13 protein-coding genes are annotated in these 12,726 nt (G+C 72.0%); 5 read left to right on the top strand and 8 right to left on the bottom strand.

Annotated features, from left to right (window positions below):
* Positions 1-79: 79 nt before the first annotated feature.
* The 3 genes from ACGFSH_RS08045 to ACGFSH_RS08035 all read right to left on the bottom strand — a co-directional run bounded on the left by ACGFSH_RS08045 (position 80) and on the right by ACGFSH_RS08035 (position 4,039).
* Positions 80-772, bottom strand: coding sequence for a DUF402 domain-containing protein (locus tag ACGFSH_RS08045; RefSeq protein WP_393346096.1), 693 nt, complete (start codon positions 770-772; stop codon positions 80-82).
* A gap of 73 nt (positions 773-845) precedes the next feature.
* Positions 846-2,231 (bottom strand): class II fumarate hydratase, encoded by a 1,386-nt coding sequence (locus ACGFSH_RS08040; RefSeq protein WP_393346094.1) that lies wholly within the window; start codon positions 2,229-2,231, stop codon positions 846-848.
* A 140-nt stretch (positions 2,232-2,371) separates the two neighbouring features.
* On the bottom strand, positions 2,372-4,039 hold the full coding sequence (locus ACGFSH_RS08035) for a fumarate hydratase (RefSeq protein WP_393346092.1): 1,668 nt from the start codon (positions 4,037-4,039) through the stop codon (positions 2,372-2,374).
* 277 nt (positions 4,040-4,316) lie between these two features.
* Between ACGFSH_RS08035 and ACGFSH_RS08030 the strand changes: the two genes are divergently transcribed.
* Together ACGFSH_RS08030 and ACGFSH_RS08025 are read left to right on the top strand one after the other, a co-directional pair.
* Entirely contained in the window at positions 4,317-5,024 is a 708-nt protein-coding gene (locus ACGFSH_RS08030; RefSeq protein ID WP_393346090.1) for a DUF1707 domain-containing protein, read from the top strand.
* Positions 5,025-5,155: 131 nt separating this feature from the next.
* Positions 5,156-5,530: a WhiB family transcriptional regulator gene (locus tag ACGFSH_RS08025; protein WP_069768104.1), complete on the top strand. Its 375-nt coding sequence runs from the start codon at positions 5,156-5,158 to the stop codon at positions 5,528-5,530.
* 285 nt (positions 5,531-5,815) lie between these two features.
* Here ACGFSH_RS08025 and glpX read toward each other — a convergent pair whose 3' ends face one another.
* The gene (gene glpX, locus ACGFSH_RS08020) at positions 5,816-6,850 is read right to left on the bottom strand and encodes a class II fructose-bisphosphatase (protein WP_393346088.1); all 1,035 of its coding nucleotides are present in this window, start codon (positions 6,848-6,850) and stop codon (positions 5,816-5,818) included.
* 129 nt (positions 6,851-6,979) lie between these two features.
* Between glpX and ACGFSH_RS08015 the strand changes: the two genes are divergently transcribed.
* Complete coding sequence (locus ACGFSH_RS08015; protein WP_393346086.1) at positions 6,980-7,504, top strand: DUF4245 domain-containing protein; 525 nt, start codon at positions 6,980-6,982, stop codon at positions 7,502-7,504.
* Between the two features lie 103 nt (positions 7,505-7,607).
* On the opposite strand, the gene ACGFSH_RS08010 is transcribed toward ACGFSH_RS08015, so the two are convergent.
* From ACGFSH_RS08010 to xseA, 3 genes are all read right to left on the bottom strand, one after another.
* Positions 7,608-8,198 (bottom strand): malonic semialdehyde reductase, encoded by a 591-nt coding sequence (locus tag ACGFSH_RS08010; protein ID WP_393346084.1) that lies wholly within the window; start codon positions 8,196-8,198, stop codon positions 7,608-7,610.
* Between the two features lie 271 nt (positions 8,199-8,469).
* Positions 8,470-8,706 carry an exodeoxyribonuclease VII small subunit gene (locus tag ACGFSH_RS08005; RefSeq protein ID WP_393346082.1) on the bottom strand — a complete coding sequence of 79 codons (237 nt, stop codon included), beginning with the start codon at positions 8,704-8,706 and terminating at the stop codon, positions 8,470-8,472.
* Positions 8,703-10,085: an exodeoxyribonuclease VII large subunit gene (gene xseA / locus ACGFSH_RS08000; protein WP_393346080.1), complete on the bottom strand. Its 1,383-nt coding sequence runs from the start codon at positions 10,083-10,085 to the stop codon at positions 8,703-8,705. The genes ACGFSH_RS08005 and xseA overlap by 4 nt, the downstream gene beginning before the upstream one ends.
* A gap of 126 nt (positions 10,086-10,211) precedes the next feature.
* Between xseA and ACGFSH_RS07995 the strand changes: the two genes are divergently transcribed.
* Positions 10,212-11,240, top strand: coding sequence for a 4-hydroxy-3-methylbut-2-enyl diphosphate reductase (locus ACGFSH_RS07995; protein ID WP_393346078.1), 1,029 nt, complete (start codon positions 10,212-10,214; stop codon positions 11,238-11,240).
* 29 nt (positions 11,241-11,269) lie between these two features.
* On the top strand, positions 11,270-12,019 hold the full coding sequence (gene ppgK, locus ACGFSH_RS07990; protein ID WP_393346076.1) for a polyphosphate--glucose phosphotransferase: 750 nt from the start codon (positions 11,270-11,272) through the stop codon (positions 12,017-12,019).
* A gap of 65 nt (positions 12,020-12,084) precedes the next feature.
* Here the strand turns inward: ppgK and ACGFSH_RS07985 are convergent, their stop codons facing one another.
* A complete protein-coding gene (locus tag ACGFSH_RS07985; protein WP_393346074.1) occupies positions 12,085-12,525 on the bottom strand; it encodes a DUF6542 domain-containing protein in 441 nt (146 codons plus the stop codon).
* Between the last annotated feature and the right edge of the window lie 201 nt (positions 12,526-12,726).

The raw sequence follows: 12,726 nt of genomic DNA, 5'->3' as shown, positions 1-12,726 counted from the left end.
CCGCACCCCGGGAGTTACCGCCTGCGGTGCCTTGCGGAGGACGATCCTACGTTTGCCGCCCGGGGGCGCATCAAGGGTCTCATGTGGACATGTGCGCGGGGGTACGGTCCCAGTCCTCCGGCAGCAACGGTACGGCCCACGCCGGATCCGGGCGCCAGTGCTGCCATCCCTCGTCGAACGGCGGCCCCCAGGCGCGGATCCTCTCCACGGCCCTGCGGCCCGCCTCACGGACCCGCCGGGCCACCGACGCGTCCATCAGCCCGTCCTGCTGGGCCTGCGCGAACTCGTCCTCGTCACGCCAGCCCCAACTGCGGTCCGGGTACACACAGATGTCCAGGAAGTGGTCCACCGAGTCCACCCCGCCGTCCCAACGGGCCAACGGCTCCTCCAGGTTGACGTACCAGTTCTTGAACCGCCAGCCCGGCTCCCAGAACAGCCACACCGACCAGGGCTCGCCGGGCCGGGCCAGCTTCAGCACACCCGTGCCGAACCAGCGGTCGCGCTGCACGGTCCGCGGCTTGGTGTATCGGGTGGGCAGCGGCTCCTGGTGCAGCGGGGTGCCGTCCGCGAGCACCGGCTTGACGCACTCCGTGCCCGGCGCCATCCACACGGCGAGGAGTTCCTCGTCGTCGCGCACGACGGTGACCGGGCGGGCGATGTGGAAGCGCGCCCCGCCGTTCTCCCGGTAGCGCCACAGGATCCGGTCCCCCGGCTCCCAGAAGGCCGCCGCACCGCCCGTTCCCTCGCGTCTCACCGCTCCGCCGTCAGCCATGGACAGATATTAGGTGCCATGGCCATACGACGCTGCGGCGCGTGTCACGGTTCTCGCGCCGGGGCGCGAAACGTCACGGGCGCGTCATCCGCAGGACATCCAGCGCCTCGTCGAGCTGTGCGACCGTCAGGTCCCCGCGCTCCACGTACCCGCCGTCCAGCACCACCTGGCGGATCGTCCGCCGCTCCGCCAGCGCCTTCTTGGCCACCTTCGCGGCCTCCTCGTACCCGATGTACTTGTTGAGCGGGGTGACCACGGACGGCGAGGACTCCGCGTACTCCCGGGCGCGTTCGCGGTGGGCGACGATCCCGTCGACGGTCCGGTCGGCGAGCAGCCGCGAGACGTTGGCGAGCAGCCGGACCGACTCCAGCACGTTCTTCGCGATGACCGGCAGCATGACGTTCAGCTCGAAGTTGCCCGCCGCGCCGGCCGTGGCGACGGTCGCGTCGTTCCCGACGACCTGCGCGGCCACCATCAGCACCGCCTCCGGGATCACCGGGTTCACCTTGCCCGGCATGATCGAGGAGCCCGGCTGGAGGTCGGGCAGGCTGATCTCGGCCAGCCCCGTGCGCGGCCCGGACGCCATCCACCGCAGATCGTTGGCGATCTTCGTGAGGCCCACCGCGATGGTCCGCAGCTGACCGCTCGTCTCGACGATGCCGTCCCGCGCCCCCTGCGCCTCGAAGTGGTCGCGCGCCTCCGTCAGCGGCAGCCCGGTGACGCGGGCGACCTCTTCGATGACGGCGGCGGAGAACCCGGGGGGCGTGTTGATGCCGGTCCCCACCGCCGTGCCGCCCAGCGGCAGCTCGGCGAGCCGCGGCAGGGAGGCGTTCAGCCGCTCCACGCCGTACCGCACCTGCGCCGCGTACCCGCCGAACTCCTGCCCCAGGGTGACGGGCGTGGCGTCCATGAGGTGGGTGCGCCCCGACTTCACCACGTCGGCGAACTCCTCCGACTTGCGGGTGAGGGAGGCCGCGAGGTGCTCCAGCGCGGGGATCAGGTCGCGGGTGACGGCGGCCGTGGCGGCGATGTGCAGGGACGAGGGGAAGACGTCGTTGGAGGACTGGGAGGCGTTGACGTGGTCGTTGGGGTGCACGTCGCGGCCCAGACGCTCGGTGGCGAGGGTGGCGACGACCTCGTTGGCGTTCATGTTGGACGACGTCCCCGACCCGGTCTGGAAGACGTCGACGGGGAAGTGCTCGTCCCACCGGCCCTCGGCGACCTCGGCGGCGGCCTCCTGGATGGCGTCGGCGATGTCCTGGTCGACCACCCCGAGCCGCGCGTTCACCTTCGCCGCGGCCCCCTTGATGCGCGCCAGCGCCTCGATGTGGGCGCGCTCGATGCGCTGGCCGGAGACGGGGAAGTTCTCGACGGCGCGCTGCGTCTGGGCCCGCCACTTGGCGTGCGCCGGAACGTGGACCTCGCCCATGGAGTCGTGCTCGATGCGGTAGTCGCTCATGCCCCGTACAGCGAACGGCGCGGCCCGCTTGTTCCTGCCCGGGGCCGTCCGGGCCACGCCCCCGGGCAGGAAAGGGCGGCGACGGGCGCACCGGGGCGCCACGCCAGGCCGGGGCCCGCCGCCCCGCCGCCCCTGAGGCACTACGCCAGGCCGGGCCCGCGCACCGGGATGGAAGTGAACGTCGGCGCCGGGGCGGGATCCTGGAAGAAGTCGTTGCCCTTGTCGTCGACGACGATGAACGCCGGGAAGTCCTCGACCTCGATCTTCCAGACGGCCTCCATGCCGAGTTCCTCGTACTCGACGACCTCGACCTTCTTGATGCAGTCCTGGGCGAGGCGCGCGGCCGGGCCGCCGATCGAGCCGAGGTAGAAGCCGCCGTGGGCGTCGCACGCGTCGGTGACCTGCTTGCTGCGGTTGCCCTTGGCCAGCATCACCCTGGAGCCGCCCGCGGCCTGGAACTGCTCGACGTAGGAGTCCATGCGGCCGGCCGTCGTCGGGCCGAAGGATCCGGACGCGTACCCCTCGGGGGTCTTGGCCGGACCCGCGTAGTACACCGGGTGGTCCTTCAGGTACTGCGGCATCTCCTCGCCCGCGTCCAGCCGCTCCTTGATCTTGGCGTGCGCGATGTCGCGGGCCACGACCAGCGGGCCGGTCAGCGACAGCCGGGTCTTGACCGGGTACTTGGTCAGCTCGGCGAGGATGTCGTCCATCGGCTGGTTCAGGTCGATGCGCACGACGTCGGACGACTCGTCGAGGTGCTCGTCCGTGGTCTCGGGGAGGAACCGCGCCGGGTCCGTCTCCAGCTGCTCCAGGAAGACGCCCTCGGCGGTGATCTTCGCGACCGCCTGGCGGTCGGCCGAGCAGGAGACGGCGATGGCGACCGGGCAGGACGCGCCGTGCCGCGGGAGGCGCACCACGCGCACGTCGTGGCAGAAGTACTTGCCGCCGAACTGCGCGCCGATGCCGATCTTCTGGGTCAGCTCGAAGACCTTCTCCTCCAGCTCCTTGTCCCGGAAGCCGTGGCCCAGCTCGGAACCCTCGGCGGGGATCTCGTCCAGGTAGTGCGCGGAGGCGTACTTCGCGGTCTTCAGCGCGTACTCGGCGCTCGTGCCGCCGACGACGATCGCGAGGTGGTAGGGCGGGCAGGCGGCCGTGCCCAGCGAACGGATCTTCTCCTCCAGGAACTTCATCATGGAGGCCTCGTTCAGGACGGCCTTCGTCTCCTGGTAGAGGAACGACTTGTTGGCGCTGCCGCCCCCCTTCGCCATGAACAGGAACTTGTACGCGCCGCCGTCCGCGGCGTACAGCTCGATCTGCGCCGGCAGGTTGGAGCCGGTGTTCTTCTCGTCCCACATGGTCAGCGGGGCCATCTGCGAGTAGCGCAGGTTGAGGTTCAGGTAGGCGTCGTAGATCCCGCGGCTCAGGGCCGCCTCGTCGCCGCCCTCGGTGAGCACGTTCTGGCCGCGCTTGCCCATGACGATCGCGGTGCCGGTGTCCTGGCACATGGGGAGCACGCCCGCGGCCGCGATGTTCGCGTTCTTGAGCAGGTCCAGCGCCACGAACTTGTCGTTGGCGGAGGCCTCCGGGTCGTCGATGATCCGGCGCAGCTGGGCGAGGTGGGCGGGGCGCAGGTAGTGCTGGATGTCGTGGATCGCCTCCGCGGCGAGCTTGCGCAGCGCCTCCGGCTCCACCTTGAGGAACGTCCGCCCGTCGGCCTCGAAGGTGGAGACACCCTCGGAGGTCACCAGCCGGTAGGGGGTGGTGTCCTCTCCCATGGGGAGCAGATCGGTGTACGCGAACTCAGGCATCTCGCCCATTCCTCACTCGGCAGACGGCGCCCGCCTCCATTGGCGGGCGCCCACCAGCGTAGAACCTGCGGGGAACGGGCCGCCTGTGAGGTCCGGCTCAGTGACGGCGCGACGGGTGCGGGACGGCGGCGGGACGGCGGCGGGACGGCGGCCGGGAGCGATATGCGGCGGCCGGGGCGGGGGGAGGGATGACCGTGGAGGGGGGAGCGGCGACCCGTGGCCGGGGTGGCCGTGAACAGGGGTATCGCGATCTATCGTGTTTCGGTACGCTGCTGTCGTGGACCTTCAGAAGCAGAGCAGCGCCCCTGCCGCCGCCCCCACGGCCCCCGCGCCGGCCGCCGAGCTGCGTGCGTCCGACGCCGACCGCGACCGTATCGCCGACATGCTGCGCGACGCCCTGGCGGAGGGCAGGCTGACGGCCGACGAGCACGCCGAGCGCGTCGAGGGCGTGCTGGCCGCCAAGACGGTCGGCGAGCTGGAGGCGTTCGTCCGGGACCTGCCCGCGGCGCACGCCCGGCGTGCGGCTCCCGCCTCCGCCCCCTCCCGTCCCACCGCCGGCGCGATTCCGGCCGACCCCGACGACAACGTCGTCGCGATCTTCAGCAGCGCGGTCCGCCGCGGGCGCTGGCGCGCGGGCCGGCGCATCCACGCCTACGCGGTCTTCGGCAGCGTGGAGATCGACCTCACCGAGGCCCTCTTCGAGTATCAGCAGGTGGTGATCAAGGCGATCTCGGTCTTCGGCAACGTGGAGGTCCGCGTCCCGGAGAACGTGTCGCTGCGCGGCACGGGCGGCGCGGTGCTGGGCAACTTCGAGGTGGACGCGCTCGACTCCCCGGAGCCGGACGCGCCGGCGGTCTACGTGGACGGCTGGGCGGTCCTGGGCAACGTCGAGGGCCGGCCGAAGCGGGGCAAGCTGGTGGCGGACATCCTCGACCGCGTGCAGCACAAGGTCGACAAGAAGCTGCGCCGGCACCTGGACCGCTGAGGGGCGAGAACGCGCCAACACCGGCGGCGGCGCGGTCCCGCGCCTGCGAACCCTGTGCATAGGCGCGCGTACAGCGGGTAGGCCTTGCTGCATCGTCGCTCGCTCGCGAAGCCGTCGTCAGGAGTAGACCCGTGCTGCAACCGCCGCATTCGTCCCTGCAGGTCGCCGCCGTCCCGGCCCAGCGGGTGCCAGCGCGCGACAGGGACCAAGACGCTCCCTGGCACACCGAGGCGGTGTGCCGCCGGGACGAGGCAGGTCTGTTCTTCGCCCCCTCCAAGGAGCCCACGGCCGCCCGGCTCTCGCGGGAGGAAGCGGCGAAGCGGGTCTGCGCACGCTGTCCGGTGATGGTGGAGTGCCGCGAGCACGCGCTCCTTCAGCCCGAGCCCTACGGCGTGTGGGGCGGCCTCACCGCAGCCGAGCGCCGCGTGGTCCTCGCCCGGCGCCGGCGCCGCGACGTCGAACTGCAGAAGGCGCGCGCGGCGGGCCGCATAGCGCAGGCCGGTTAGGGCCTGGCGTACCCCTTCGAAACACCCCGCGGGCGCGGGCAGGTCCGCCTCCGGAACACCCGGCGGGCGCGGGCAGGTCCGCCTCCGGAACACCCGGCGGGCGCGGGCGGGTCCGCCTTCGGGCCACTGCGCGGACGCGAGACGGTCCGCCTTCGGGCGACCCCGCGGCCGCGGGAGGCCGAACGGCAGGCCCGGCCCCTTGGTCTGCCCCCGAGCATGAAACGGGCGCCCCCCTCCGCACCGGGGGGCGCCCGCCGACCGACCGGGCCGCTCGGCCCGTCGCGGCTACTTCGCCCGGTCGAAGTCGACGGCGCTGTAGGCGCGCAGCTTGCTCAGCCGGTGCTCGGAGTCGATGCGCCGCACCGTCCCGGACTTCGACCGCATCACGATCGAGTCGGTGATCGCGGTCTCCGAGCGGTAGCGCACCCCGCGCAGCAGCTCGCCGTCGGTGATGCCGGTCGCGACGAAGAACACGTTCTCGCCCGTGACCAGGTCCTCGGTGGTGAGCACCCGGTCGAGGTCGTGTCCGGCGTCGATCGCGCGCTGCCGCTCCTCGTCGTCCTTGGGCCACAGCTTGCCCTGGATGACACCGCCCAGGCACTTCACGGCGCAGGCCGAGATGATGCCCTCGGGCGTGCCGCCGACGCCGAGCAGCAGGTCGACGCCGGTGCCCTCGCGCAGGGCCAGGATCGAGCCGGCCACGTCGCCGTCGGAGATCAGCTTGATGCGCGCGCCGGTCGCCCGGATCTCCTCGATGATGCCCGCGTGCCGCGGCCGGTCCAGGATGACGACGGTGACGTCCTCGGGCGTGGCCCGCTTGGCCTTGGCGACCCGGCGGATGTTGACCTCGACGGGCGCGTCGATGTCGACGAACTCGGCCGCCTCCGGCCCGGTGACCAGCTTGTCCATGTAGAACACGGCGGACGGGTCGAACATCGCCCCGCGCTCGGTGGCGGCGAGGACGGCGATCGCGTTCGGCATGCCCTTGGCCGTCAGCGTGGTGCCGTCGATCGGGTCGACCGCGATGTCGACCTCGGGTCCGGTGCCGTCACCGACGCGCTCGCCGTTGAAGAGCATCGGGGCTTCGTCCTTCTCGCCCTCTCCGATGACGACCACGCCGTTCATCGACACGGTGGAGACGAGGGTGCGCATGGCGCGCACCGCGGCGCTGTCGGCGCCGTTCTTGTCCCCGCGTCCCACCCAGCGGCCGGCGGCCATGGCGGCGGCCTCGGTCACCCGGACGAGTTCCAGGGCGAGGTTGCGGTCGGGGGCCTCGGAGGGAACGTCCAGCTCGGACGGCAAATGATGATGCTCGGTCATCGGAGCGCACCTTTCTGACTGATACGACGACGGCCGGATGAGGGTTCGATGCCGACTCTATCGTCAGTCCGACAAAATGAGCAGGGGACCCCACGGATGAGCGCACCGGGCACCTGCGACGATAGGGGCGTGGCAGGTTCGAACGGCAAGCAGAAGACGGCCCGGGACATGATCCTCTCCCTGGGGCTGATCATGATCGCGGCATGGGTCATCTACCTCTTCATCCCGCACGAGGACCGCGCTCCCGACGTCAAGCGGGTCGACTACCGCGTCGAGCTGCTCACCGCGCGCCGCGCGGCGTCGTACCCGGTGGCCGCGCCCGAGGGCCTGCCCGACACGTGGAAGGCGACCTCGGTGCGCTTCAAGGGTGACGCCTTCGACGCCTGGCATCTCGGATTCCACGCCCCCGACGGGGAGTACGTGACCATCGAGCAGTCCACTCAGCGCCGTTCGCAGTTCATCGACGAGGCCAGCCAGGGCTCGACCGCGACCGACGTCACCGAGCGGATCGGCGGCCGCACCTGGACCCGCTACACCGGCGGCCGTTACGACGCCCTCGTCCTCCAGGACGCCAAGGGCTCCACCACGGTGGTCGCGGGCACGGGCGGCTTCGGCCAGCTGACGACGATGGCCGGTGCGCTGAAGCTGGCGTGAGGCGGGCGGCCTCGGACGGCACAGACGTGAGGAGGCCCCCGGCGGGCACGCGAAGAGGCCCTCGGCGGGCGTGCGCCGGGGGCCTCTTCGTGCGTCAGCGGTCTCAGACGGTGGTGACGACCTCGTCGTAGGCCAGGCGCGGGGAGCGCGGGTACCAGGCGCCCTCGCCGGGGCGGCCGATGTTGACGACCATCAGCGGGGTGTGGTCGTCGTCCAGGAACTCCTTGCGGACGCCCTCCAGGTCCACGCCCGTCATGGGGCCGGCGGCGAGACCCGCGGCGCGCACGCCGATGATGAAGTACGCGGCCTGGAGCGCGGCGTTCAGCGCGGCGGCGCCCTCACGGGCCGGACGCTCGCTGAAGAAGAGGTCCTTGGCCTGCGGGAAGGCCGGGAAGAGGGTGGGCAGTTCCTCGTGGAACTCGTTGTCCGCGGAGAGGATCGCGACCAGCGGGGCGGTCGAGGTCTTGGCCTGGTTGCCCTCCGCCATGTGCCGCACGAGGCGCTCGCGGGCCTCGGGGGAGCGGACCAGGGTGATGCGCAGCGGGGTCTGGTTGAACGCCGTCGGTCCGTACTTGACCAGGTCGTAGATCGCCTGGACCTGCTCGTCGGTCACCGGCTCGTCGGTGAAGGTGTTCGCGGTGCGGGCCTCGCGGAACAGCAGGTCCTGGGCGGCGGGGTCGAGAACGAGAGACATGCGTGGACTTCCTCAGGGTGCGTGCGGTACGACCGGAACCAGTACCGGACCGTGGTCCGGATAGGCTGACGTCGTAGACCATACGCCAGGGATGTTCAAGTTTCAACAAAGGGGTGAGCCGGAGTGATCCGCTTCACAGCGGCACCCGTCGATCACCCGTCGATCACCTGGCGGACCGGCCCGAGCCGGACCGGACTGGACCGGGATCGGACCGGACCGGGCCGGACTGGACCGGGATCGGACCGGATCGCATCGGACCGGCGTCCGGGGATCACGCGTCGGCCGCGCCTCCCGGAGTCTCCTCGTCCTCCTCCGCCAGGGCCGCGTCCAGTCGCGCCCGGGCGCCCTCCAGCCAGCGGCGGCACACCTTGGCCAGCTCCTCGCCCCGCTCCCACAGGGCGAGGGACTCCTCCAGCGTGGTGCCCCCCGCCTCCAGACGCCGTACGACCTCGATCAACTCGTCGCGGGCCTGCTCGTAACCGAGGGCCTCGTCCGTCCTGCTCGTCATGCACCCATTCCCTTGCCGGTTGCTGCCTGGTCGTCGGCGCGTCCGGCGCCGCTCGCCCCACCCGCGCCGCTCTCCGCGCCCGTGTCGCTCTCCGTGCCTGCGCTGCTCTCCGCGCCCGGGCTGCTCTCCGTGCCCGGGCTGAGCGCCTCGCCCGTGGGCGCGTCGCCGGCCGAGGCGTCGACGCGGACGGTGAACTCGCCCTCGGCGACCCGGGCGCGCAGCACGTCGTCCGCCGTCACCTCGTCCGGGCCCCGGACCACATGCCCGTCGGCCCGCTGGAGCACGGCGTACCCGCGCTTGAGCGTGGCGGCCGGCGACAGGGCGACCACGCGCGCGTGCGTGTGCGTCAGCTCGGAATCGGCACGGTCCAGGAGGTGGCCGAGCGTGCGCCGTGTGCGGTCCACCAGCGAGGCGACGTGGTCGGCCCGCTCGTCGATCATCCGGTGCGGATCCTGTATCGCCGGCCGCGCGAGGGCGTGCGCGAGCCCGCGCTCCTCCCGCTCCACATACGACTCCACGCACCTGCGGGCGCGCCCGCGCAGCATCCGCACCCGCTCCAGCTCCTCGCCGACGTCCGGCACCACCTTCTTCGCGGCGTCGGTCGGCGTCGAGGCGCGCAGGTCGGCCACATGGTCGAGCAGGGGGTTGTCCGGCTCGTGCCCGATGGCCGAGACGACCGGCGTACGGCAGGCGGCGACCGCGCGGACCAGCTGCTCGTCGGAGAACGGCAGCAGATCCTCCACGCTTCCGCCGCCCCGCGCGACGACGATCACGTCGACCTCCTCCAGCGCGTCCAGCTCCTTCACCGCCTGGACGACCTGCGTCACCGCGTGCACCCCCTGCACGGCGACGTTGCGCACCTCGAAGCGGACCGCCGGCCAGCGGTGCCGGGCGTTCTCCAGGACGTCCCGCTCCGCGGCGGAGGCCCGCCCGCACACCAGCCCGATCAGCTGCGGCAGAAAGGGCAGCGGCTTCTTCCGCGACGGGGCGAAGAGCCCCTCCGCGGCCAGCGACTTCTTCAACTGCTCCAGCCGCGCCAGGAGTTCCCCGACGCCGACCGGCTTTATCTCCAGGGCCCGCAACGACAGCTGTCCGCGCGGCGCGTACCACTCCGGTTTTGCGTGGACGACGACCCGCGCGCCCTCGCCGACGACGTCCGCGACCGCGTCGTAGACCTGGCGGAAGCACGTCACGCCCACGGAGATGTCGTGCGACGGGTCCCGCAGCGTCAGAAAGACGACGCCCGCTCCCGGACGCCGGGAAAGCTGGGTGATCTGCCCCTCGACCCACACCGCGCCGAGCCGGTCGATCCATCCTCCGATGAGCCGCGAGACCTGGCCGACGGGCAGCGGGGCGTCCGCGGACGTGTTCACAGCCATGCCGTCGAGAGTATCGGCCCCTGCTGACAACGAAGGGCCGACGCCCGCCCGCGGGTGCGGCCCGGAGCGCGGGCGTGGAGGGCGGCGCCCCGGATGACGCCGGCGGGGGCGGGCCACGGCCTTACGATGGGACGCATGACTGCTTCGCCTGGCCGCCGCCGTGTCCTGCTCGCCGCTCCCCGGGGCTACTGCGCGGGCGTCGACCGCGCCGTGATCGCCGTCGAGAAGGCGCTGGAGCAGTACGGGGCGCCGGTCTACGTCCGGCACGAGATCGTCCACAACAAGTACGTCGTGCAGACCCTGGAGAAGAAGGGCGCCGTCTTCGTCGAGCGGACGGAGGAGGTGCCGCCGGGCAACATCGTCATGTTCTCCGCGCACGGCGTCGCCCCCGTCGTCCACGAGGAGGCCGCGCGCGGGCGTCTGGCCACCATCGACGCCACGTGCCCGCTGGTCACCAAGGTCCACAAGGAAGCCGTGCGCTTCGCCCAGGAGGACTACGACATCCTCCTCATCGGGCACGAGGGCCACGAGGAGGTCATCGGCACCTCCGGCGAGGCCCCGGACCACATCCAGCTCGTCGACGGCCCCGCGGACGTCGCCAAGGTCGAGGTCCGCGACCCGTCGAAGATCGTCTGGCTCTCCCAGACCACCCTCTCCGTCGACGAGACGATGGAGACGGTCGACGCCCTGAAGGAGAAGTTCCCGCAGCTCGTCTCCCCGCCGAGCGACGACATCTGCTACGCCACGCAGAACCGTCAGCTCGCGGTGAAGCAGATGGGCGCGGAGGCCGAGCTGGTCATCGTGGTCGGCTCGCGCAACTCCTCCAACTCCAAGCGGCTCGTCGAGGTCGCCAAGCTCGCCGGATCCCGCGCCGCGTACCTGGTGGACTTCGCGAGCGAGATCGACGAGGCCTGGCTGGAGGGCGTGACCACGGTCGGCGTCACCTCGGGCGCCTCCGTCCCGGAGGTCCTGGTGGAGGAGGTCCTGGGCTGGCTCGCCGAGCGCGGGTACGCAGACGTCGAGCTGGTCAAGGCCGCCGAGGAGCACATCACGTTCTCGCTGCCCAAGGAACTCCGCCGTGACCTGCGCGAAGAAGCGGCGGCCCTGGTCGCCGAGCGTGGCGGAAGCGGCGCTTCCGGCTCCTCGGCTGAGTGACTGTCAGTCGATCGTCGTAACGTAGGGCCATGCAGATCTTCGGCGTGGACATCGGCGGGTCCGGGATCAAGGGCGCTCCCGTGGACCTCGACAAGGGCGACCTGGCTCAGGAGCGCCACAAAGTGCTCACCCCGCAACCGGCGACTCCGGAGGGCGTCGCCGACGGCGTGCGGGAGGTCGTGGAGCACTTCGGCTGGAGCGGGCCCGTCGGTCTGACGTTCCCCGGCGTGGTGACCGGCGGATCCACCATCCGCACGGCCGCCAACGTCGACAAGAGCTGGATCGACACCGACGCGCGCGCGTTGTTCGGCGAGCGGCTCGGCGGCCTGCCGGTGACCGTGGTCAACGACGCGGACGCGGCGGGCGTCGCCGAGGTGTCCTTCGGCGCGGGCCGCGACCGCAGCGGCACGGTGATCCTGCTGACGTTCGGCACCGGCATCGGCAGCGCCCTCTTCGTCGACGGGGTCCTGGTCCCCAACACCGAGCTGGGCCACCTCGAGCTGAACGGCCACGACGCGGAGAAGCGGGCCAGCAGCAAGGCCAGGGAGGACCACGAGCTGACCTGGGAGCACTGGGCGCGCCGCGTCCAGAAGTACCTGGCCCACGTCGAGATGCTGTTCTCGCCCGAACTGTTCATCATCGGCGGCGGCGTCAGCCGCAAGGCCGACAAGTTCCTGCACCTCATCGAGGGCATCAGGGCGGAGATCGTCCCCGCCCAGCTCCAGAACAACGCGGGAATCGTGGGAGCGGCGATGCACGCGGCGGCCAAGCCGGAGTAGAAGAGGCCGGGGGACGTCTCCGGCCTTCCGCAGACCGGCGGCGCAGGGATGGCCGTGGGCGCGGGCTAGCGGCGTGGGGATCCGGTTCGGCGGCGGGTCGCCGCGCGGCGCAGGCCGCGGGCCAGGACGGTCAGTCCGGCCAGCAGGGTGCCCGCGTAGAGCCAGCCGACCTGGGTGGCCAGCGCGGTCACCAGGCCCGCCAGCCGCTCCCCGGCCCCGTCGCCGCTCCTGGCCACGGGCAGCAGCCCGAACGTGAAGGCGATCGGCGCCACGACCGGCGCGGCGAGCAGCTCGGCCCCGCGCACCCACAGGCCGGTGAGCACGCACACCGGCAGGAACAGCACGCTGTACACGGTCAGCGAGCCTTCGAACAGCAACTGGTCCAGGCATCCCAGCACGAACATCAGCGCCCCGCTGAACAGGCCGCCGCCCAGTCCGGTGAGCCGCGCATTCGGCAGCCGTCGCACCGCGCCCGGCCCGCCCGACGCGCCCGAACCGCCCGGCACGACCGGGACCGCCGTACCCGGCCGCCGCACTCCGGGGCGGGCGGGCCGGCCGGAGGGGCGCGGCGATCTGCGGTTCCCCTCCCGCTCGGCCAGTGGCGGCAGCGGCTGCCCGCCGGGTCGGGTGCCTCGGTCCGGGGGGCGCGTCCTGTGTTGCTCCACCGGACCAACCTAGGTCGGTTTATGTGCTGAATCGGGTGTCGG

This window comes from Streptomyces sp. NPDC048481, assembly GCF_043200075.1.
Classification (GTDB): Bacteria; Actinomycetota; Actinomycetes; order Streptomycetales; family Streptomycetaceae; genus Streptomyces.
Note: the sequence above shows the minus strand (reverse complement) of the source record. Positions and strands in the feature narration are given on the sequence as shown.

Coding starts and splice junctions, on each gene's coding strand:
- glpX (WP_393346088.1), bottom strand. CDS start 6,850: ATGACCGAGCATCATCATTTGCCGTCCGAGCTGGACGTTCCCTCCGAG.
- xseA (WP_393346080.1), bottom strand. CDS start 10,085: ATGGCTGTGAACACGTCCGCGGACGCCCCGCTGCCCGTCGGCCAGGTC.
- ACGFSH_RS07995 (WP_393346078.1), top strand. CDS start 10,212: ATGGGACGCATGACTGCTTCGCCTGGCCGCCGCCGTGTCCTGCTCGCC.
- ACGFSH_RS08040 (WP_393346094.1), bottom strand. CDS start 2,231: ATGAGCGACTACCGCATCGAGCACGACTCCATGGGCGAGGTCCACGTT.
- ACGFSH_RS08010 (WP_393346084.1), bottom strand. CDS start 8,198: ATGTCTCTCGTTCTCGACCCCGCCGCCCAGGACCTGCTGTTCCGCGAG.
- ppgK (WP_393346076.1), top strand. CDS start 11,270: ATGCAGATCTTCGGCGTGGACATCGGCGGGTCCGGGATCAAGGGCGCT.
- ACGFSH_RS08035 (WP_393346092.1), bottom strand. CDS start 4,039: ATGCCTGAGTTCGCGTACACCGATCTGCTCCCCATGGGAGAGGACACC.
- ACGFSH_RS08045 (WP_393346096.1), bottom strand. CDS start 772: ATGGCTGACGGCGGAGCGGTGAGACGCGAGGGAACGGGCGGTGCGGCG.
- ACGFSH_RS08005 (WP_393346082.1), bottom strand. CDS start 8,706: ATGACGAGCAGGACGGACGAGGCCCTCGGTTACGAGCAGGCCCGCGAC.